Annotated in this window: 16 protein-coding genes and 2 pseudogenes; 14 read left to right on the top strand and 4 right to left on the bottom strand. The window is 43.9% G+C overall.

The genetic code is table 11. The features are described from left to right. Nucleotides 1-61 precede the first annotated feature (61 nt). The 10 genes and pseudogenes from pyk to DW793_RS10435 all read left to right on the top strand — a co-directional run bounded on the left by pyk (nucleotide 62) and on the right by DW793_RS10435 (nucleotide 13290). Nucleotides 62-1480, top strand: a complete 1419-nt coding sequence (gene pyk, locus DW793_RS10480) for a pyruvate kinase (protein WP_046439974.1) — start codon at nucleotides 62-64, stop codon at nucleotides 1478-1480. A gap of 471 nt (nucleotides 1481-1951) precedes the next feature. Then, nucleotides 1952-3726: pseudogene (locus DW793_RS10470) on the top strand (pyruvate formate lyase family protein); the annotation flags it as partial. Further along, the gene (locus DW793_RS15970) at nucleotides 3700-4047 is read left to right on the top strand and encodes a glycine radical domain-containing protein (protein ID WP_390624678.1); all 348 of its coding nucleotides are present in this window, start codon (nucleotides 3700-3702) and stop codon (nucleotides 4045-4047) included. The pseudogene DW793_RS10470 and the gene DW793_RS15970, both read left to right, overlap by 27 nt. Then, nucleotides 4037-4264, top strand: a complete 228-nt coding sequence (locus DW793_RS10465) for a hypothetical protein (protein WP_118158011.1) — start codon at nucleotides 4037-4039, stop codon at nucleotides 4262-4264. The genes DW793_RS15970 and DW793_RS10465 overlap by 11 nt, the downstream gene beginning before the upstream one ends. Before the next feature lie 75 nt (nucleotides 4265-4339). Further along, nucleotides 4340-4591 carry an autonomous glycyl radical cofactor GrcA3 gene (gene grcA3, locus DW793_RS10460; RefSeq protein WP_022287416.1) on the top strand — a complete coding sequence of 84 codons (252 nt, stop codon included), beginning with the start codon at nucleotides 4340-4342 and terminating at the stop codon, nucleotides 4589-4591. A 256-nt stretch (nucleotides 4592-4847) separates the two neighbouring features. Further along, nucleotides 4848-5591: a pyruvate formate-lyase-activating protein gene (gene pflA / locus DW793_RS10455; protein WP_118158009.1), complete on the top strand. Its 744-nt coding sequence runs from the start codon at nucleotides 4848-4850 to the stop codon at nucleotides 5589-5591. 259 nt (nucleotides 5592-5850) lie between these two features. Further along, the gene (locus DW793_RS10450; protein WP_117856607.1) at nucleotides 5851-6348 is read left to right on the top strand and encodes a DUF2798 domain-containing protein; all 498 of its coding nucleotides are present in this window, start codon (nucleotides 5851-5853) and stop codon (nucleotides 6346-6348) included. A gap of 145 nt (nucleotides 6349-6493) precedes the next feature. Beyond that, entirely contained in the window at nucleotides 6494-7576 is a 1083-nt protein-coding gene (locus tag DW793_RS10445) for a carbamoyl phosphate synthase small subunit (protein WP_118158024.1), read from the top strand. A gap of 322 nt (nucleotides 7577-7898) precedes the next feature. Continuing rightward, complete coding sequence (gene carB, locus DW793_RS10440) at nucleotides 7899-11954, top strand: carbamoyl-phosphate synthase large subunit (protein ID WP_117926969.1); 4056 nt, start codon at nucleotides 7899-7901, stop codon at nucleotides 11952-11954. Nucleotides 11955-12084: 130 nt separating this feature from the next. Then, nucleotides 12085-13290 carry an LL-diaminopimelate aminotransferase gene (locus DW793_RS10435; RefSeq protein WP_041337153.1) on the top strand — a complete coding sequence of 402 codons (1206 nt, stop codon included), beginning with the start codon at nucleotides 12085-12087 and terminating at the stop codon, nucleotides 13288-13290. A 288-nt stretch (nucleotides 13291-13578) separates the two neighbouring features. Here the strand turns inward: DW793_RS10435 and DW793_RS10430 are convergent, their stop codons facing one another. From DW793_RS10430 to DW793_RS10420, 3 genes and pseudogenes are all read right to left on the bottom strand, one after another. After that, complete coding sequence (locus tag DW793_RS10430; RefSeq protein WP_051706839.1) at nucleotides 13579-14397, bottom strand: AraC family transcriptional regulator; 819 nt, start codon at nucleotides 14395-14397, stop codon at nucleotides 13579-13581. Between the two features lie 65 nt (nucleotides 14398-14462). Beyond that, a complete protein-coding gene (spoVAE, locus tag DW793_RS10425; RefSeq protein ID WP_041337154.1) occupies nucleotides 14463-14819 on the bottom strand; it encodes a stage V sporulation protein AE in 357 nt (118 codons plus the stop codon). Then, a pseudogene (locus DW793_RS10420) lies at nucleotides 14819-15815 on the bottom strand (stage V sporulation protein AD). Before DW793_RS10420 ends, spoVAE begins: the two are co-directional and overlap by 1 nt. 273 nt (nucleotides 15816-16088) lie before the next feature. On the opposite strand from DW793_RS10420, the gene DW793_RS10415 reads away from it, so the two are divergent. Then, nucleotides 16089-17342 (top strand): DUF975 family protein, encoded by a 1254-nt coding sequence (locus DW793_RS10415; protein ID WP_118158007.1) that lies wholly within the window; start codon nucleotides 16089-16091, stop codon nucleotides 17340-17342. After that, nucleotides 17342-18091 (top strand): putative ABC transporter permease, encoded by a 750-nt coding sequence (locus DW793_RS10410; RefSeq protein WP_118158005.1) that lies wholly within the window; start codon nucleotides 17342-17344, stop codon nucleotides 18089-18091. Before DW793_RS10415 ends, DW793_RS10410 begins: the two co-directional genes overlap by 1 nt. A gap of 415 nt (nucleotides 18092-18506) precedes the next feature. Here DW793_RS10410 and DW793_RS10405 read toward each other — a convergent pair whose 3' ends face one another. Then, on the bottom strand, nucleotides 18507-18854 hold the full coding sequence (locus DW793_RS10405) for a type II toxin-antitoxin system PemK/MazF family toxin (protein WP_022287405.1): 348 nt from the start codon (nucleotides 18852-18854) through the stop codon (nucleotides 18507-18509). 247 nt (nucleotides 18855-19101) lie between these two features. Here DW793_RS10405 and DW793_RS10400 point away from each other — a divergent pair, with 247 nt between their 5' ends. Beyond that, nucleotides 19102-19917, top strand: a complete 816-nt coding sequence (locus DW793_RS10400) for an Mrp/NBP35 family ATP-binding protein (protein ID WP_046439988.1) — start codon at nucleotides 19102-19104, stop codon at nucleotides 19915-19917. A 704-nt stretch (nucleotides 19918-20621) separates the two neighbouring features. Further along, nucleotides 20622-21850: transposase (locus tag DW793_RS10395; protein WP_181988344.1), on the top strand; the 1229-nt coding region annotated here is incomplete at its 3' end.

Raw genomic sequence — 21850 nt, 5'->3', positions numbered from 1 at the left:
TTTATTTTTTGGATTAAAACGCTAATGCGTTGAAATAGTAATGTATGTTAGGAGAGTAAAAATGAAAAAAACTAAGATCGTATGCACTATCGGACCTTCCACAGATGACGAAAACATTATGCGTGAGCTTATGAAAAACGGCATGGACGTTGCGAGATTCAATTTCTCACACTCTGACCACAGTGTTCATAAGGCTCGTTTTGAAACTGTATGCAAGCTAAGGGAAGAACTTGGCGTTAATATTGCAACTCTTCTTGATACAAAAGGACCTGAGGTAAGACTTAAAAACTTTAAGGATCACAAGCCTGTTACTATCAAGGACGGCGATACATTCACACTTACCACAAGAGAAGTGGAGGGCGACGAAACTATCTGCTCTATCACATTCCCACAGCTTCCAAAGGACGTTTCTGTAGGCACTAGAATACTTATCAATGACGGAAATATCGAGCTGAAAGCACTGAGAGTTGACAACACTGACATCGTTTGCGAAGTTATCCACGGCGGCGTTGTTTCCGACCACAAGGGTATCAACGTACCTGATGTGAACCTTTCTATGCCTTACATTTCTGACGCTGATATGGCTGACCTTGAATTTGGCGCAAAAATGGGATTTGACTATATCGCAGCTTCATTCGTAAGAACAGGCGCTGACGTTATTTATCTTAGAAAATTTACTCAGAGCCTTGGCTGGTTCAATCCTAGAATTATCGCTAAGATAGAAAACGCTCAGGGTGTTGCCAATATTGACGAGATCCTTGACGCTGCTGACGGAATAATGGTAGCAAGAGGAGATATGGGCGTTGAGATACCTTTCGAGCAGATACCTGCTATCCAGAAAGAGCTTATCAGAAAAGCCTACAACGCAGGCAAGAACGTTATCACAGCTACTCAGATGCTGGAGTCTATGATAACAAATGCACGTCCTACAAGAGCCGAGATAACCGACGTTGCAAACGCTATTTATGACGGCTCGTCTGCTATAATGCTTTCAGGGGAAACTGCCGCAGGTAAATATCCTGTTGAGGCTGTCAAGACCATGAGCCTTATCGCAGAAACGACCGAAAAGGATATCGACTATATCTCACGTTTCAAGAAAAGAGCAGACGAGAGAAATTCATCTATCACTGACGCTATCTCACACGCTACTGTTACAACTGCCCATGACCTTAATGCTGTAGCGATCCTGACAGTAACAAAGGGCGGAACAACAGCAAGAACGCTTTCAAAATTCCGTCCGAACTGTCCTATAATCGCACTTACAACTGACGATACAACATATCATCAGCTCAGCCTTTCATGGGGTATCAGAGCAGGCGTTATCGAAGAGAAAACAAACACTGACGAACTCATCAGACACGCTCTGGAGCGTTCTGTGGAGCTTGGCTATCTGAAGAAGGGCGACCTTGTTGTTATTACAGCAGGAGTACCGCTTGGAATGAGCGGTACGACAAATCTGCTCAAAGTCGAGAGAGCGTAGTTTTTAAGTGAGGAGTGAGGAGTGAGGAATGGCAGCGCCATACCGAGCAAATTACCAACACAAAGTAAAAGCACCCACGAGCGAAGATAGCAAAAGGTACAGGGCAAAGCCCTGTCGGAGCTTGAGGCAGAGCCTCTATAGGTGCAAGCCTGCTAAGCGGTGCAGAAAAGCAACAGAAGAATTGCAAAAAATCAATTACAAAGCGGTGTCGGAGCGGAATGCTCTGCACCGCTTTTGTTGCAAAAAAATGTTTGAGCTTTTTGTAGTCGATCACTTTTTTTATTCAAATAATTTTCCGTGAATTGGGTAACCGATTCTAACATATGAAAGAAGTATGGCGTAAGAGTAATATTTCTGAATGTGACTTGACTTTGATTTTGAAGTATGTTATTATTTTAACATACGAGCGGTAGTATTATTAATAGGTACGCAATACTGAATATTGAGGTAATATGTGCTGCCCGAAATCTTATGTCAGGAGAGTATAAAATGGAAAGACAGTTTTATGACGAATGGGAAGGCTTTAAGCCCGGCAGATGGTCAAACACTTCTATCAATCTTCGTGATTTTATCCAGAAGAACTTCACACCATATGACGGTGACGACAGCTTCCTTACAGGCCCTACAGAAGCAACTACTAAGCTCTGGGAACAGGTAATGGAGCTTTCAAAGAAGGAGAGAGAAGCCGGCGGTGTTCTCGATATGGACACTAAGATCGTTTCTACTATCACCTCACACGGCCCTGGTTACCTTAACAAGGATCTTGAGAAGATCGTTGGTTTCCAGACTGACAAGCCTTTCAAGCGTTCTCTTCAGCCTTTCGGCGGTATCAGAATGGCTATGAATGCTTGCGAGCAGAACGGCTACACAGTTGATCCTGAAGTTGTAAAGATCTTTACTGAATATAGAAAAACTCACAATCAGGGTGTTTTTGACGCTTACACACCTGAGATGAAGCTTGCCAGACACGCTGCTATCATCACAGGTCTTCCAGACGCTTACGGCAGAGGAAGGATCATAGGCGACTACAGAAGAGTTGCTCTTTATGGTATAGACTATCTTGTTGAGGACAAGAAGGATCAGCTTGCTACTTCACTGGTAAGAATGACTTCTAAGAACATCAGACTCAGAGAAGAGCTTTCTGAGCAGATCAGAGCCCTTGGCGAACTCAAGAAGCTTGGCGAGATCTACGGCTACGATATCTCACGTCCTGCTAAGAACGCTAAGGAAGCTATCCAGTGGCTGTACTTCGGCTACCTTGCTGCTGTTAAGGAGCAGAACGGTGCTGCAATGTCACTTGGCAGAACTTCTACATTTATCGATATCTACATCAAGAGAGATATGGACAGAGGTATCCTCACAGAGCAGGAGGCTCAGGAGCTTGTTGACCACTTCATCATGAAGCTCAGACTTGTTAAGTTCGCTAGACACCTGAGTATAACTCACTGTTCTCAGGCGACCCAACTTGGGTAACAGAGTCTATCGGCGGCGTTTCTATCGACGGTGTTCCAATGGTAACAAAGACTTCATTCAGATATCTCCACACACTTGAGAACCTTGGTCCTGCACCAGAGCCGAACATGACAGTTCTGTGGAGCACAAAGCTTCCTGCAAACTTCAAGAAGTTCTGTGCTAAGACTTCTATCAAGACTTCAGCTATCCAGTACGAGAACGACGACCTTATGAGAGTTACACACGGTGACGACTACGCTATCGCTTGCTGTGTATCTTCAATGAGGATCGGTAAGGAGATGCAGTTCTTCGGTGCAAGAGCTAACCTTGCTAAGTGCTTGCTTTATGCTATCAACGGCGGTGTTGACGAAAGACTAAAGATACAGGTAGGTCCTAAGTATCGTCCGGTTACAGGCGATTACCTCGATTATGATGATGTAATGGCTAAGTATGACGATATGATGGAGTGGCTGGCTGGTCTGTATGTAAATACACTGAACGTTATCCACTATATGCACGATAAGTATTCTTATGAGAGAGTTCAGATGGCTCTTCATGACAGAGATGTTAAGAGATACTTCGCTACAGGTATCGCAGGTCTGTCAGTTGTTGCAGACTCACTTTCTGCTATCAAGTACGCTAAGGTAAAGTGCATCAGAGATGAGGACGGAATCGTAACTGACTACGAAGTTGAGGGCGATTTCCCTAAGTATGGCAACAATGACGAGAGAGTTGACAAGATCGCAGTTGACCTCGTTAGAACATTTATGGATAAGATCAGAAAGCATCACACATACAGAGATGGTGTTCCTACAATGTCTATCCTTACTATCACATCTAACGTTGTTTATGGTAAGAAGACTGGTTCTACACCTGACGGAAGAAAGATCGGTGTGCCTCTTGCTCCTGGTGCTAACCCAATGCACGGCAGAGATACTCACGGCGCATCTGCATCACTTTCTTCAGTTGCTAAGCTGCCATTCAGACACGCTCAGGACGGTATCTCAAACACATTCTCTATCATTCCTGACGCTCTTGGCAAGGACGACAAGGTATTCATGGGCGACCTTGATATTGAAAGCATAGCTAAGGAGCTTAACGAAGATGGGGTTTAATGTTAAAAAGGACGAGGACGAGGCTCAGGTAAACGAGCTTGTTGACGTCATTGACAGACTTATGATGGGCGGTCAGGGTCATCTTACGATAGACATTGACGAAACTGAAGAGGGTCTGAACGTTAAAACTTATAGCACTTCTGACTGTGGCGGTGACGGCAAGACTGCTTGCTGCCAGCCAACGGAAGAGGACGCTATTGACAGAGATGAAGATTAACTCCCTATTTTAGAAAACAGCGGAGGTTCGTTCTCCACTTGTTTTCCATAAATACTAAGAAAGGAAAGTAATACTATGGCAAACTTTGAACCAACAGAGGCACAGGTAGACAACCTTATCGGACTTCTTGACGGATATGCTGAAAAAGGCGGTCATCACCTTAATGTAAATGTACTTAACAGAGAAACTCTTCTGGACGCTCAGGCTCACCCTGAGAAGTATCCACAGCTCACTATCAGAGTTTCAGGCTACGCTGTAAACTTCGTAAAGCTTACTAAGGAGCAGCAGGACGACGTTATTTCAAGAACGTTCCACAAGAGCCTTTAATTTGAGCTTTGCCGCATAGAATGGTTTTCTTTGCGGATAATATGCACACGGGCGGTCGGCGTCGTCTTACATGGAACATCTTGTTTTATGTGGATGAGAGCTGCCGCTCGTTTGTTACTTTTTGTGGATAGGTGTGCGGTGATATAAATTTGTGAGCGAGCAGAAACGGGACGTCGAGGGCGTCGTCCCCTACAGAATGGTTTGTGCAGGCTGAACGGGCGTGCGTTCATGCGAAATAAAAAAGGAGGGATATCCCATGGAGGGATTTATACATTCTACGGAAAGCTTTGGTACGGTGGATGGACCGGGGATAAGGTTTGTTATTTTCTTTCAGGGCTGTCCTATGAGATGTCTTTACTGCCACAATCCTGATACTTGGAAGATAGGCACGGGTACAAAGAGAACGGTTGAAAGTCTGCTGGCGGAATATGACTCGGTAAAAGAGTTCATGAAAAACGGCGGAATTACCTGCACGGGCGGTGAGCCTTTGGTACAGATAGACTTTGTGACGGAGCTTTTTGAAAAGGCTAAGGAAAATGGGATACACACTTGTCTTGACAGCTCGGGCATCACTTTTACGCCTGACAGCACGGAAAAGTTTGAAAGGCTTTGCAAATGCACTGACCTTGTTATGCTGGATATCAAGCATATTGACCGTGAGGAACACAAGAAGCTTACGGGGCATTACAATGACAACATTCTTGCGTTTGCGAAGTTTTTGTCGGAGCATGGTGTGCCTATATGGATACGTCATGTTGTTGTGCCGGGTATCACGGACAAGGAAGAATATCTTTTCAGGCTGGGTGAGTTTATCTCACAGCTCAAGACTTTGAAAGCGCTTGACGTTCTGCCTTATCACACTATGGGCAAGGTAAAGTATGAGCAGCTCGGTATAGATTATCCTCTTGGTGACACGCCGCCTCTTGACAAGGAGGACGCTGTTAAGGCGAGAGATGTTATCATGAGAGGGCTTAAAGCGGCGTTGAAAAAGAGAAAATAGTATTTTAGACGAGTGGACTTTGGTCTGCTCGTTTTTTGTGTAAAAGTATATATTTTTCTCGACAAGTTTTTGAAAATATTCTGCATATTTGGATAATTGACGGCAGGCTTAAAATATGGTAAAATGAATGAGTAAGGAATACAGCAATAGAATATTGTTAGGACAGGTTTATATTGGAAACGCACATTCTCTGAATGATAACGAACAACACAGCGTCTGCGAAAGGGCTGTAGGTTTGATATCATAAGGAGGATTTTTTATGCCAAAGAATTTGTTTCAGGAGATAGTTTTTACGGTGCTGATGGTGTTTGTGATGGTATACGCCATGATATGCTACAACATTGCACTCAACATGGGCGGAATGTCAAATGCCGTATTTCTCAAGGCTTTTCACGAGCTTGTGATAATGGCTCCGATAGCTTTTGTTCTTGACTTTTTTGCTGTGGGAAAGATAGCAAAGAAAAAGGCTTTCAGCATTGTTGATGTGAGAAAGGATAATCCTTTTCATCTTGTGCTTGCCATATCTGTTATCTCTGTTATTTTTATGTGCCCACTCATGAGCCTTGCGGCTACGCTTCTTTTTAAGGACGCAGGCAGAGAAGTTATTGCTGTATGGTTAGAAACAACGGCTATGAACTTTCCTATGGCTCTTTGCTGGCAGCTTTTCTTTGCAGGCCCTATAGTGAGGTTCGTCTTCGGACTTATTTTCAGAGAACGTGAACAGAAAAGCGGGGCTGTATCTGCGGCTGCGGAATAAGGTTTTTACGAGTGGACTTTAGTCTGCTCGTTTTTTATTTTACACTGAAAAATAAAAACTAAAAAAAGTGTTAAAAGCCTTTACAAAGGCAGGCGGTTGTGTTATAATAGTAATCGTAAAAATTTGCGTGAAAAAGGAGGAGCTTATAGTGCAGAAGGCGTATCTGATTTTGGAGAACGGTACTATTTTCGAGGGTAAAAGTTTCGGCGCAGCTGGCGAAGCTATTGGCGAAATTGTTTTTACTACGGCTATGACAGGCTATCTCGAAACACTTACTGACCCTAGTTACTACGGACAGATAGTTGTTCAGACATTTCCGTTAATTGGTAACTATGGCGTTATTCCTGAGGATTTTGAAAGTGAATGTCCTCATGTTAAAGCTTATATTGTTAGAGATTGGTGTCAAGAGCCTAGCAACTTCCGTTGTGAGGGTGATCTTGACACTTTTTTAAAGCAGCATAACATCGTAGGTCTTTACGGTATCGACACTCGTCAGCTCACAAAAATAGTTCGTGAGTCGGGTGTTATGAACGGAAAGATCGTTCCTGAGGGTTCAAGCTTCGGCTTGACAGATCTGAAGAACTACACGATAGTTGAGGCTGTAAAGAACACGACTTGCTCGGAGGAGAAAACATTCGAGCCTGATGGCGAGGTCAAGAGAAAGGTAGTGCTTTACGATTTTGGTGCAAAGCACAACATTGGAAGAGAGCTTGTCAAGAGAGGCTGCGAGGTAACTGTTGTTCCTGCATACACAAAGGCAGAGAGGATAAAGGAGCTTGCACCTGACGGCATAATGCTTTCAAACGGCCCTGGAGATCCTGCGGAGAATGTGGAGATAATCGAGGAGCTTAAAAAGCTTTCTGAGATGAAGATACCTACTTTTGGAATTTGTCTTGGACATCAGCTTTTGGCGCTTGCACATGGTGCGATGACACACAAGCTGAAGTATGGTCACAGAGGTGCGAACCAGCCAGCTGAGAACACTGAAACAGGCAGAGTTTATATAACATCACAGAACCATGGATATGCAGTAGAGAACGATTCGCTCCCTGAGGGTGAAGCAAAGGTGCTTTATGTAAATGCCAATGACGGCACTTGTGAGGGTATCAGATATCTCAACGAGCCTGCATTTTCTGTACAGTTCCACCCAGAGGCTTGTGGTGGTCCGCATGATACTGACTTCTTGTTTGATGAGTTTATTGAGCTCATTGACACTAACAAGAAATAAGCTCTGATTTTTTTGAAGTATAGAAATTATTGATCTCAGTTTCTGCAACAGTAGGGGCGAACAGTGTTCGCCCGTGGCTGACGGAATGTGTTTGACATGACTATTGTAGTGTTCATTATTCGAGCGGCTTTTATATGGGGCGGTCGTGATAGTGAACGGGCGAACGCTGTTCGCCCCTACATTATGTTTTACTGAGGTCGTTAAGCTTTAACACAGAGGGCTGCTGGGTGCGGTTTTCGAGAGTGTGAGAAGGGATAACTCCTCACTCCTCACTCCTCACTTTCAGCGTTTCCCTAAACTTTTCAGAAAGGATTGAATTTAAGTGCCTTTAAATAAAGATATAAAGCGAGTTCTCGTTATCGGCTCGGGTCCTATCGTTATAGGTCAGGCTGCAGAGTTTGACTATGCAGGTACACAGGCTTGCCGTGCGCTCAAGCAGGAGGGTCTGGAGGTTATTCTTATAAACTCTAACCCTGCTACTATCATGACGGACAATGCTATGGCTGACAAGATATACATTGAGCCGCTTACTCTTGAAACTGTTAAGAGAGTTATCAAAAAAGAACGTCCTGACAGCCTGCTTTCTACCCTTGGCGGTCAGACGGGTCTTACGCTTTCTATGCAGCTTGCTAAGGAGGGCTTCCTTGACAAGTATAATGTTAAGCTTCTTGGTGCTAACCCTGAAACTATCGACAAGGCTGAGGACAGACAGATGTTCAAGGACACTATGGAGTCTATCGGTCAGCCATGTATCCCTTCAAAGGTCGTTAACACTGTTGAGGACGCTGTAGACTTCGCTAATCAGCCTGGTATCGGTTATCCTCTTATCATCAGACCTGCTTTTACCCTTGGCGGTACTGGCGGAGGAATCGTTAATGATGAAGAAGAACTGAAAGAGATCACAAGAAATGGTCTTTATCTTTCACCTATCACTCAGGTGCTTGTTGAGAAATGTATCGCAGGCTGGAAAGAGATAGAGTTCGAGGTAATGAGAGACGCTAAGGGCAACGTTATCACTGTTTGCTCAATGGAGAACTTTGACCCTGTTGGTGTTCACACAGGTGACTCTATCGTTATCGCTCCTGCTGTTACGCTGGCTGATAAGGAATATCAGATGCTCCGTTCCGCAGCTTTGAAGATAATCGATACTCTTAAAGTAGAGGGTGGCTGTAACTGTCAGTTTGCTCTTAACCCTGATAGCTTCGAGTATGCTGTTATCGAGGTAAACCCTAGAGTTTCACGTTCTTCCGCACTTGCTTCTAAGGCGACAGGTTATCCTATCGCTAAGGTCGCAGCTCAGATAGCTATCGGATATACTCTTGACGAGATAAAGAATGCTGTAACAGGCAAGACTTATGCTTGCTTTGAGCCTGCCCTTGACTATGTTGTTGTTAAGCTCCCTAAGTGGCCTTTCGACAAGTTCGTTTATGCTAAGCGTGAGCTTGGTACACAGATGAAGGCTACAGGTGAAGTTATGGCAATTGGCTCAACTTTTGAGCAGGCTATAATGAAGGCTGTAAGAGGTGCTGAGATAGGTCATGACTGCCTTATCTCACCTAAGATGCTTGACCTTGATGACAAGACTATCCATGACAGACTTTCTGACTGCACAGACGAAAGACTTTTCGTTGTATACGAGGCTCTCAGACGTGGAGTTTCTGTTGATGAGATACACAGCATCACTAAGATAGACGAGTGGTTCCTCAATAAGCTTTGCAAGCTTATCGACATGGAAAAGACGCTCAAAAATAACTTCAACGAGGAAACTTATCTTGAAGCTAAGAAGATAGGCTATACTGATAAGGTCATCGAGAAGATAACAGGCAAGAAGATAGAAAAGCCTGTTCATGCTGTATTTAAAATGGTTGATACCTGTGCGGCTGAGTTTGCGGCTATGACACCTTACTTCTACTCAACATATGACAACGAGGACGAGGCAAGCGAGTTCATTGCAAACAGGGGTCATGACAGAAAGACTGTTATAGTATTCGGTTCAGGTCCTATCAGAATAGGTCAGGGTATCGAGTTCGACTATGCGTCAGTTCACTGCGTATGGGCGCTCAAAGAAAAGGGCTATGACGTTGTTATCGTAAACAACAACCCTGAAACTGTTTCAACTGACTTTGACACTGCTGACAGACTTTATTTCGAGCCTCTTACTGACGAGGATGTTATGAACATCATCAGAGTTGAAAAGCCTGTTGGCGTTGTTGTGGCGTTCGGCGGACAGACTGCTATCAAGCTCACAAAGCATATGGCTGAACATGGTGTAAACATTCTTGGTACTCCTCCTGACGCTATCGACGCTGCTGAGGACAGAGAGAGATTTGACGAGCTGCTTGAACAGCTTAAGATAAAAAGACCGCAGGGCTTCACTGTCATGACTTGTGACGAGGCTCTCGAGGTTGCAAATAAGATACACTATCCTGTTCTTATGAGACCTTCTTACGTTCTCGGCGGACAGAACATGATAATCGCATTCAATGATGATGATATCAAGGAATACATGGCTATCATTCTCGACCAGGGAATCGAGAATCCTGTACTTATAGACAAGTATCTTATGGGTACTGAGCTTGAGATAGACGCTATCTGTGACGGCGAGGATATCCTTATCCCTGGTATCATGGAGCATATCGAGAGAACAGGTATCCACTCAGGCGACTCTATTGCGGTTTATCCTGCATGGAACGTTTCTGACAGCCTGATAAACAGAATTATCGAATGCTCAAAGAAACTTGCTATCGCTCTTAACACTAAGGGTCTTGTAAACATTCAGTATATCGCATACCATGACGAGATATATGTTATCGAGGTAAACCCACGTTCTTCAAGAACTATCCCTTATATCTCTAAGGTAACGGGCGTTCCTATGGTAGACCTTGCAACTAAGTGTATGCTTGGCGAAAAGCTCAAGGACATGGGCTATGGCACTGGTCTTTACAGAAATTCACCATATGTTGCCGTTAAAGTTCCTGTATTCTCATTCGAGAAGCTTATCGGCGTTGACAACCACCTTGGACCTGAGATGAAGTCAACAGGTGAGGTACTTGCAGTTTCTAATTCTCTTGAAGAGTCACTGTATAAGGGCCTTACTGCTGCTGGCTACAAGCTTGGCAAGAAAGGCGGAGTATTCATCACTGTCAGAGATTCTGACAAGGGCGAGATACCACAGACAGCTAAGATGTTCGCTGACCTTGGATTTAAGATATATGCTACAAACGGCACTGCTAAGGTGCTTCACGAGCATGGCATCGACGCTGAGGTAGTGGCTAAGATACACGAGAACGAGGACAATAACACTCTCACACTTATCGAGAGCGGTAAGATAGCTTATGTTATCTCCACTTCTTCAAAGGGCAGGATACCTACAAGAGATTCTGTTAAGATAAGAAGAAAGACAGTTGAGTGGAATATTCCTTGTCTGACTTCTATCGACACTGCAAACGCTATTGCGGCATCTATCAGAAGTAAATACACTGAGTCAACTACTGAGATAGTTGATATAAACAACATGAGAACTGAAAAGCAGACATTTGAGTTCACAAAGATGCAGGGCTGCGGCAATGACTATATCTACTTCAACTGCTTTGACCAGAGAATAGACAATCCTGAGGGTCTGGCACTCAATCTGTCTGACAGACACTTCGGTATCGGCGGTGACGGTGTTATCCTTATTTGCCGTTCAAAGGTCGCAGACGCTAAGATGAGAATGTTCAATCTTGACGGTTCTGAGGGCAAGATGTGCGGAAACGGTATCAGATGCGTTGCTAAGTTCATGAGAGATAACGGCATTGTTGACAAGGACGAAATGACTATCGAAACACTTTCGGGTATCATGACAGTTTCACTTATCCGTCACTACGGTGAGGTAAGCGGTGCTACTGTAAACATGGGCAAGGCTATTCTTGCTCCTCACCTTGTTCCTGTTGAACTTGAGCCTGATGAGAACGGCAGGGTAGTTGACAGAAAGGTGAACATTGCAGGAAATGACTACAACATCACCTGCGTTTCAATGGGCAACCCACACGCCGTTGTATTCATGAACAATGTTGACAGCCTTGACATTGACAAGGTAGGTCCTGAGTTCGAGCATGACAAGATATTCCCTGAGAGAGTGAACGCTGAGTTCATCAAGGTGATCGACGACCACACACTCAAGATGAGAGTATGGGAGAGAGGCTCCGGCGAAACTTGGGCTTGCGGCACCGGTGCTTGTGCAGCAGCAGTTGCGGCTGTTCTTAACGGATTCTGCAAAAAGGACGAGGAAATATCTGTTATACTTAAGGGAGGCACTCTTAAGATAAGATACACAGACGAGGCTGTATATCTTACAGGCGACGCTGTAACAGTATTCTCAGGTCACATCGTAATGTAAATTTCGCAGCGGACACTGCGTTAAAAAAGCGGCAGCCGCAGAGCGTTTTGAATGTGCTTTGCGGCTGTGTGCGTTTTATAAGTTTGACCCGTGAAACTTCGGGTCGCAAAAATGAAAAGGAGTTGGAATTATGCCAAGTATAAACGAAAATTTTCTCAAGCTGGAAAAGAATTATCTTTTTATAAACATTGCCAAGAAGGTAAAGGCCTTCACTGAGGCACACCCTGAGGCGGACATCATCAGAATGGGTATCGGCGACGTTACTCAGCCTATCGCAAAGTGCGTTGTTGAGGCAATGAAAAAGGGCGCTGACGAAATGGGCGTCAAGGAAACATTCAAGGGCTATGAGGACAGCGGTGCAGGATATGACTTCCTGAAAGAGGCTGTTGCAGGCTACTACAAGAGTTTCGGCGTTGACATTCCTGCTGACGACATCAGGATAAACGACGGTGCAAAGTCTGACTGCGGTAACATTGTTGACATTTTCGGTGACGACAATGTAGTGCTTATTACAGACCCTGCATATCCTGTTTATGTTGACACGAACCTTATGAACGGCAGAAAGGTAATTTATGCTGATTCAAACGAGGAGAACAACTTTGCGGCTATGCCTGACGAGAACGTAAAGTGCGACATTATTTATCTTTGCTCACCTAACAATCCAACGGGTTCTGTTTACACTAAGGAGCAGCTTAAAGTTTGGATAGACTATGCAAAGAAGAACAACGCTATCATCATTTACGATTCTGCATACGAGGCATTCATTACAGAAAAGGACGTACCAAGAAGTATTTTTGCTGTTGAGGGTGCAAAGGAATGTGCTATCGAGATGTGCTCACTTTCAAAGACAGCAGGCTTCACAGGTATGAGATGCGGATATACAGTTATCCCACACGAGCTTGTTGTTAAGGCATCTGACGGCAGTGAAGTATCTATCGCTCAGCTTTGGGGCAGACGTGAAGGCTCAAAGTTCAACGGTGTATCATATCCTGTTCAGTGTGCTGCTGCGGCTGTATTCACTGAGGAGGGTCAGAAACAGACAAGAGCAAACATTGAATACTATCAGAACAACGCAAAGGTAATGGCTTCCACACTTGACGAGCTTGGTATCAAGTACACAGGCGGCAAGAACTCGCCATACATTTGGCTCAAGTGCCCTAACAACATGGGTTCATGGGAGTTCTTTGATTATCTTCTTGAGAATGCAAATGTTGTTGGCACACCTGGCGCAGGTTTTGGCAAGAACGGCGAAGGCTGGTTCAGACTTACTGCTTTTGGTGACAAGGACAGAACTGTTGAGGCTATGGAGAGAATAAAGAAGCTGCTTTCTAAGTAGTGAGGAGTTAGGAGTGAGGAATTATTCTTGCTTTTACTCTGATATTCTCGAATAGGTTTTATATGATTTTAAAAGGGCGGTTTTGACCGCTCTTTTTTTGTTCGCAAATTCTACCGCCGCAAAATCGCCTCGCTCTTTGCGTGGTGGGGTTGTAAAATGAGATAGTAAAAGCGGTGCAGAGTTTTTTACTCCCACACCGCTTTGTTATTTGCTTTAGTTTGTGTTTCTTCTACTTGGTAGTGGCTCTTTGCTAGGTTTGGCTATGCCATTCCTCACTCCTCACTTAGCCTACACCTTTATTCTCCGATACTCTCCCGGAGTCATATTTTCATACCGTTTGAATACCACGGAGAAATAAGATCCGTCCTGAAAACCAGTTTCATCTGATATCTCGCCTATGGTCTTGTTGGAATACACAAGCAGATCCTTTGCGTGCTGTACCCTCACTTGCGCAAGATACTCCATAGGTCTGAGCTGAAAATTTTTCTTAAAAAGTCTGCATAAGTGCTGCTCGGATACTCCTGCGATTTTTGCAAGCTCGTTAAGCTTTATTTGCTCCGGATAATGCTCTTCAATATACTGCAATACGTCTGCCAAGGCAACAGATTGTGCGGTATAAAATGACGAGAGCCTGTTATCAGCTATTTTACGATATTCTATAAGAAAGTCGTAAAGCTGTGCTGAAGCGTAATGATTGCCATAAAGCTTATCACTTTTCAAAGTATAATAGATGCGTGTTATGATACGGCGCAATCTGTCCATATCTACACCTTGAATGGCGGTGAACTTATTAAGCTTCCACTGCTCCAAGAGGGGAATGACCTGTGAGCCGGAAAAGGCTATCCAATCCAGATACCACGCATCGCTTAGCGCATGATACTCATGTGGACAGAATGGGGGGATATAGAAAACAGTATCGGGCGGTATTTTTGTGGTTTCTCCGTTTATTATGACCTCGCCCTCCCCTGAACGTGACAAAAATATTTGTGGGTACTCGTAGCCATCTGCACGTTTTATTGGAAACTGCCAGCTTTCAAGTCCCAGACCTACCACATAAAAGGGCAGGTTTTTTTCGTCGCCTATGACGGGATATATCTGTTTGTACATTATTCTGCACCCCCAATTTACATATCTTTATAATACCACTGGGTTTGGGGTTTGTCAAGATAAAACTATTCTTTTGCTGAGCTTTTAAAGAAAAGCGAAAAGATAAAGGCGAATGTCATGGCTGCAGTTATGCCTGCGGCGGAGGCGGTAAGTCCCCCTGTGAAAATGCCTAGGAAGCCTATTTTATCTATCTGTTCACGGACACCGTTATAGAGAAGATAGCCGAAGCCCGTGAGAGGGACAGTTGCGCCACAGCCTGAGAGGTCTATAAGTGGCTTATAAAGTCCCAGCGCACCCAGAAGCACGCCACCTGTGACGTATGCCACCAGTATTCGTGCTGGGGTCAGTTTTGTGAAGTCCATAAGCACCTGTCCTATGGCACAAAAAAGACCTCCTATAAGAAAAGCCCATAGATAGTCCATTAGTTTGCTCCTTTCATATCTTTTTCCCCTGACAGCCACACGAGATGTGATATAGATGGAATAGATTCCCCTTGCTGATTTACTGTTGGTGACATTAGCGCACCCGTGGCGGCAAAGAGGATATTTTTTATCTCCTGCACGGAGCTTCGGGAGAAAATAGCCGCAGAGAACGCTTCCTGCACACCCGCAGCCGCTTCCACCTGCGTGGATATCCTGCTCGTCAAAGTCATAGAGCATCATGCCGCAATCTTTATGATTGTCACGGATATTTATATTTTCACGCTCGAAAAGCTCACAGAGAATACGGCTTCCAACTTTGCCAAGGTCGCCTGTGACGATATAATCGAAGTCGGAGGGGGTCATGCCTGTGTCGGTGAAAAATGTGCTAATTGTGGAAAAGGCTGCAGGAGCCATGGCTGCACCCATGTTGTTGGCGTCGCTCACGCCCAGGTCAACTATTTTTCCGATAGTACAGCCCCTGATGTAGGGGGGCTTGTCCGAGGGGGCAACCACCAATGAGCCTGAGGCTGTGGCTGTCCACTGAGATGTGGGAGTACGCTGTCCACCGTAGTTGAGGGGAAAGCGGTACTGTCTTTCAGCGGTGCAGAAGTGGGAAGATGTGACCGCCATTGCTTTTTTTGCGAGGCCGTTGTCAACGAAAAGAGAGGCGAGGAGAAGTCCCTCCGCCATGGTGGAGCAGGCTCCGTAAATGCCGAGAAAGGGCATTTCAAAGGCTCTTACGCCATAGGTAGTGCCGACACACTGATTTAGCAGGTCACCGCCGAAAAGCACGTCTATATCCTCGGGGGAGAGGGCGGCTTTATCCAAAGCGTGAAGCACTGCCTGCTTTTGAAGCTGACTTTCGCCCTTTTCAAAGCTGTCTGTGGAGAAATAGGGATCATCGTTTATTTTGTCAAAATAGTCGCCCAAAGGTCCTTCGTTTTCTTTCTTGCCGCCTATGGCTGCGAAAGAGATGACAGAGGGTGAGGTTTTCATGAGCTTAGTGGCTTTCATTTTATCACTCCTATTGATGAATATCGTCATTTGATGTTATTTTCTACATTGCAGATGAAAATATGCAAAAAAAGTTTGGCGTTTTAAACGTAAACTTAAAACTATCTTAAAATAAACTTGTTTTGATCTCAAAATCGTTGACATATTCACAAAAAAAAGATATAATTAAATAGTCGATTTATTGTTGATTATGTAGTGTTTTGTTAAGTGGTATGTGTGAAGGGAGGATATGTCCCGTCGGGGGCATAGTTTTAGATGAAGAAAAATGAAGATATGCCGGTGGTCATAAAGCTTGACCGAAAAAAACTAAAGCAGTCGGCTAAAGGCAGGGTGAAGCGAAATTATATCGCCTGCATAGCAGTGTGCTTCATAATGGTATTTATTGCAGGAGAATATGGCTCGACCACGCAGAATGTGTCAAGCTATGATAATTCTCACGTTGCTGATCTTAAATATGACGCCGAAGATAAGGAAGAGATCATTGAGGATATGGTTAAAAATGAGCTTACAGCAGAACAGGTCAGTGACAAGTGGCAGATAGATAATCCTGACGCTGTAAAAAAGTGGCTGGACGCTTATAAAAAATACGGAGTTGACGGACTAAATTCAAAGGAAGTCACGTTCTTTGGTTCATCAAACGACACTTCTAATCTGGAAGCACTGGCAGACGCTTTTTCTTTTAGCCGAAATGCAAAGGAAAAGGCACAAACCTATCTTAATGACAGGCTCAACAATTTTACAGCCTCTGCTTCGGTTTATTTTGACAGTGCAACAAGCTCTAATTCCTATCAGTTTTCATTGCTTACGGCGATAATGAATGTTTTAGGAAAAAAATCCACATGGGATACTATAGTTTCATTCGTGTATTTTATTTTCCAGTTGATGTTCACCATATTCATAGTGAATGTGCTTTGGGTATGTGAGAGAAGATTTTTCCTTGAAAATCACACATACAAGAAAACGAAGATAGGCAGACTAGGCTTTCTTTTCCGCGAGAGAACGCTTCACCCCGCAAGGACTATGTTTGTAACCAGCATATATCAGACCTTATGGGCGTTTACTATCGTGGGATATCCTATAAAACATTATGCCTATTCAATGGTGCCGTTCATATGTGCGGAAAACCCTAACATCAAGACGAGAAAGGCAATAAAGCTTTCTATCGCCATGACTAGGGGATACAAGTGGCAGCTTTTCAAGGTGGATCTTTCTATGATAGGCTGGACACTGCTTTCGAGCATATCGTTCGGTGCGGTGGGAGTGTTCTGGTCTAACCCATATACAACGGCGATAGACGCAGAGGTGTATTTACAGCTAAGGCGTGAGGCTATCAAGAACAAGATAGAGGGCTATGAGGAGCTTAATGACAAGCTGCTTGACCTTGACCTTCTGGAAGAGATTATGGCTGAGGAAGCTGCACAAAAGGGCGAAAATCCGGACATTGTTAGAAGCATACCGATATGCACAATAAAAGTGCCTGAAAATGATGAGAATGGGGGCGGTGAATAATGGAGAGGGCGCTGACGCTTGACGATCTGCGGGAATTTGAGCAATACCCAGGTCTTGCGGTAGACAGAAAGGCGCATTTCAGCCGATTTGCCAACAAGACTATAGTTCACCGTGACTATCACAGAAACTATACACTCATGACGTATATACTGCTGTTTTTCATATTCGCATTTATAGGCTGGATATGGGAAGTGGGCATACACATCGTTGAGGACGGAGTTTTCGTCAATCGAGGAACCATGTTTGGCCCGTGGCTTCCTATATATGGTTTTGGCGGTGTGTGCGGTATCATACTGCTGAAGCGGTTCATAGACCACCATGTGGCGACTTTTTTCCTTGTTGTGGGGTTATGCTCGGTGGTCGAATACGCAACGAGCTGGTATCTTGAAACGTTCAAGCATATGAAATATTGGGATTACACGGGATATTTCTGCAACATCAATGGCAGGATATGTCTTGAGGGAGCGTTGATATTTGGCTTTGCAGGCTGTGCAGGAATATACATCATGGCACCGTTTTTTGATGATCTTTTGAAGAAGATACCATTCAAGGCAAGGTTTGCGGCGTGCGTGATACTTGTTGTATTATTCTGTTGTGACGCTGTTTACTCAAAGGCTAATCCTAATCAGGGCAAGGGCATAACTGATTATGCGGCTTACAATCTGCCTTTTCACAGGGTCATGGTTAGTGAGGAGTTGGGTGTTAGGAGTGAGGAATTATTATTGCTACACTCTGATATTCTCGGATAGGTTTGATATGACTATTAGAAGGGCGGTTTTTGACCGCCCTTTTTCTGTGTGGAAATAATGTAGGGGCTGGCGTCCTAGATGTCCCAAATTTGGTCGCCTGCTTAATCCTGTGTTATCCGCACAACATTCGACGTATTGTTTCAAAATGCTTAACGGCGTAACATTTGCAACACGGTACGTCTACACAAAATTGTGATAAAGCAAAACCTTGACACTCTCCGAACGGGACGTCGAGGGCGCCGTCCCCTACATTTTGTTCGCAAGTTCTATTGCTGCAAAATCGCTGGCGCTCTTTGCGGGGGGAGTTTGTAAAATGAGATAGTAAAAGCGGTGCAGAGTTTTCACTCCGACACCGCTTTGTTTTGTTATTGTGATTTGTTCGGTTTGGCGTTGCCATTCCTCATTCCTCATTAAACTAGAGCTTTAATCCAAAGCTTATTGATAATGCCGAATTTACTGCGGACATGGAGCTTACGTCAAGTGTTCCCATTTTCTCCTTTAGCCTTTTCTTGTCCAATGTACGGATCTGTTCCAACAATACCACGGAATCTTTCGCTAGTCCGCAGGTGCCACCGCCAACTTCTATATGTGTCGGCAGTTTCGCTTTATCAAGGCGGCTCGTTATTGCCGCTGCTATCACTGTGGGTGAATGCTTATTGCCTATGTCATTTTGTACTATCAGCACCGGTCGCATACCGCCTTGCTCTGAGCCTACCACTGGGCTGAGATCTGCATAATATATATCGCCCCTGTGTACAGTCACTTGTAAACACTCCTATTCTATGGCTTTCGCTTGATTTGCAGGCTTTTGCTCCTGCTTGTTCCTATTATTGCCTTATTATCGGGGTATTATACCAAAGTATCTATTTTGTTACAAGGTGCAGGGCTGTTTTATTTTATGCGGCAGCAGTGCTTTGGGTGAAAAGTCAGTATTGGTTGACTTTTCACGGTCAAAGTGATATACTTAACATAGTAAATAAAGGCGTAAATGCCTTGAAAGGAATGATTCTATGAGCGAAGGCTGCACACATGATTGCGAAAACTGTGCTTCAAAATGCTCTGATAAAAAGAGCTTGAAAGAGGAGCTTAATGCTGCGAGCTCTGTGAAAAAGGTATATGCAGTAATGAGTGGAAAGGGTGGCGTAGGCAAGTCTTTGGTGACAAGTATGCTTGCAGTAACGGCACAAAGACGTGGTTTTAAGACTGCTGTGCTGGACGCTGACATAACAGGCCCGTCTATACCGACAGCGTTTAATATCCACGAGAGAGCTAATACCAATATGTATGGCATTATCCCTGCGGTGAGCAAGACCGGTATCGAGATAATGAGCCTTAATCTGCTTCTTGAAAATGAAACTGACCCTGTTGTATGGCGTGGCCCTGTTATCGCAGGCGCAGTGAAGCAGTTTTGGACAGATGTGGCATGGAACGACGTTGACGTGATGTTTATAGATATGCCACCAGGAACAGGCGACGTGCCACTGACAGTTTTTCAATCCATTAAGGTTGACGGCATAGTTATCGTCACTTCGCCACAGGAATTGGTTTCCATGATAGTCGAGAAAGCGGTGCATATGGCGGATATGATGAAAGTACCGGTGCTTGGGATAGTGGAGAATATGTCATATTTTGAGTGCCCTGATTGTGGAAAGAAGCATAATATCTACGGTGAGAGCCATGTGGACGAAGCGGCAGTGAAGTTTGGTATCGACGCTGTGGCGAAAATGCCTATAGACCCGAAGTTTGCGAAAGCTTGTGATAACGGTGAGATAGAAGAAGTCGAGGGCGGCTGGCTGGATACGATCGCGGATAAACTTCTCGGTTAAAGTGAGGAGTGAGGAGTGAGGAATGGCATAGCCAACCGAACAAATCACAAGCACTAAATAAATAACAAAACAAAGCGGTGTAGAAGTTTTGCTTCTGCACCCCTTTTTCTATCACAAATATCCGTATGGGCGACCTTTGGTCGCCCGTGCTTAGAAATCACAGTTATTTCTGAAATGTAGGGGCTGGCGCCCTCGACAGCCCGCTCGAAGCGGTAAGGTTTGATTATTCATGAATTTGTGTATACGTGCCGTGTGCGGAAATGTTGTGCCGTACAGTGTTTTGAAAAAATATGCCGAACGTTGTGCGGATAACGTAGAATTGGACAGGCAAACGAGAAGTGGGACGTCGAGGGCGCCGTACCCTACACATGGTTTGTGTTGTAAAATAAATTGTATGTAAGCAGAAAGTAAGTTGGGCAAACAAAAAAGGGGCTGTAAAAAAAGTCCCCAAGAAAAAAGGCTGCGATCTTGCCAAAAAGCAAGACAGCAGTCTTTTTTTGTGGTATAATTAAAGTATCATGAATAACCAACCACAAGAATATTATACACCATATCAATTAAAATTTCCAGTGGAAATTGAAAAAATAATTGAAACAACTGACCCAGTATATACATTTTGTGAAGTGATGAATCATATTGACCTGAGTAAATACCTGACGACTGAGGACCGCAGGATAGGCCGTCCAAGATATGAAGAAGAAACTTTGCTGAAAGTAATACTGTTTGCATTTATGGAAAACGGATACGAATCATTGCGAAAAATAGAAAAACTCTGCAAAACCGATATTCGTTTTATGTGGCTGCTGCAGGATAATCCTCCGCCAAGCCACTCGACAATAGGCAATTTTATGAACAATGTCCTAAATAGAAAAATAGATGAGATCTTTGCGGATATCAACAGTTACATTTTTACGGTGGAAAATGTTGACCTCAATCACGTTTACATAGACGGAACAAAGATAGAAGCCAACGCAAACAAATACAGCTGGGTATGGAAAAAGAGCTGTGAGAAAAACCGTCTGAAGGTATTTGCAAGGATAACAGAATTGCTTGGTGAAATGAATGAAAAGATCTCGTCATTCTGCGTAAAATTCGGCATTCGTGAAGAATATGCTATTGAGTATTTAGAGCAAGTACAGCAGCAATATGTAAAGCTTTGCGGCTTTGACCCGGAAACTGCAATTCGGGGACGGGGACATCATAAAACAATTGAACAGAGGCATTATGACAAGCTTTCGGAATACATTTCAAGGCTAAAAAAGTATGCAGAACACATAAAGATATGCGGAGATGAACGCAATAGTTACTCCAAGACCGATCATGACGCAACATTTATGCGTATGAAAAAGGACTATATGGGTAACGATCAGCTTCTTCCGGGCTACAATATCCAATTAGGTGTCTGTGATGAATATATCGCAGTATTCGACGTAAAACAATATGCGTCTGATATGGAATGTTTCAAGCCTTTGATAGAAAAGTTCAATCAGATATACGAAAAATATTCTGAATATCCGGTAGCAGACGCAGGATACGGCAGCTTTAATAATTATCTGTATTGTGAAGAACACGGCATGAAAAAATACATGAAATTTACTATGTATGAAAAGGAAAGCAAGGACAAAAAATATCGAGATGATCCGTACAGAGCAGTAAATTTTCCGATAGATACAGATGGCGATCCAATATGTCCTAACGGAAAAAAGTTTCATTATCTTTACAGCAGACCTGTAAGAGGAAACAAATATGGCAGAACAGAAGAATTTTATCAATGTGAAGATTGCAGTAATTGTCTGCAAAAAGAAAAATGCTGTAAGTGCAAAGGAAACCGTAAAATTCGCTTGAATGAAGAACTGACAAAGTTTCACAAGGAAGTTCTCTGCAACCTGAACAGCATTCACGGAGCACTGCTGCGTATGAACCGAAGTATCCA

Source organism: Ruminococcus sp. AM31-15AC (genome assembly GCF_003462045.1).
In the GTDB taxonomy this organism is placed as follows: domain Bacteria; phylum Bacillota; class Clostridia; order Oscillospirales; family Ruminococcaceae; genus Hominimerdicola; species Hominimerdicola aceti.
The sequence above is the reverse complement of the archived record's forward strand: the minus strand, read 5'-3'. Positions and strand labels throughout refer to the sequence as shown.

What these genes read in the sequence shown, in the direction of transcription:
- pyk (WP_046439974.1), top strand. Translation starts at nt 62, where the DNA reads ATGAAAAAAACTAAGATCGTATGCACTATCGGACCTTCCACAGATGAC.
- DW793_RS15970 (WP_390624678.1), top strand. Translation starts at nt 3,700, where the DNA reads ATGGATAAGATCAGAAAGCATCACACATACAGAGATGGTGTTCCTACA.
- DW793_RS10465 (WP_118158011.1), top strand. Translation starts at nt 4,037, where the DNA reads ATGGGGTTTAATGTTAAAAAGGACGAGGACGAGGCTCAGGTAAACGAG.
- grcA3 (WP_022287416.1), top strand. Translation starts at nt 4,340, where the DNA reads ATGGCAAACTTTGAACCAACAGAGGCACAGGTAGACAACCTTATCGGA.
- pflA (WP_118158009.1), top strand. Translation starts at nt 4,848, where the DNA reads ATGGAGGGATTTATACATTCTACGGAAAGCTTTGGTACGGTGGATGGA.
- DW793_RS10450 (WP_117856607.1), top strand. Translation starts at nt 5,851, where the DNA reads ATGCCAAAGAATTTGTTTCAGGAGATAGTTTTTACGGTGCTGATGGTG.
- DW793_RS10435 (WP_041337153.1), top strand. Translation starts at nt 12,085, where the DNA reads ATGCCAAGTATAAACGAAAATTTTCTCAAGCTGGAAAAGAATTATCTT.
- DW793_RS10430 (WP_051706839.1), bottom strand. Translation starts at nt 14,397, where the DNA reads ATGTACAAACAGATATATCCCGTCATAGGCGACGAAAAAAACCTGCCC.
- spoVAE (WP_041337154.1), bottom strand. Translation starts at nt 14,819, where the DNA reads ATGGACTATCTATGGGCTTTTCTTATAGGAGGTCTTTTTTGTGCCATA.
- DW793_RS10415 (WP_118158007.1), top strand. Translation starts at nt 16,089, where the DNA reads ATGAAGAAAAATGAAGATATGCCGGTGGTCATAAAGCTTGACCGAAAA.
- DW793_RS10410 (WP_118158005.1), top strand. Translation starts at nt 17,342, where the DNA reads ATGGAGAGGGCGCTGACGCTTGACGATCTGCGGGAATTTGAGCAATAC.
- DW793_RS10400 (WP_046439988.1), top strand. Translation starts at nt 19,102, where the DNA reads ATGAGCGAAGGCTGCACACATGATTGCGAAAACTGTGCTTCAAAATGC.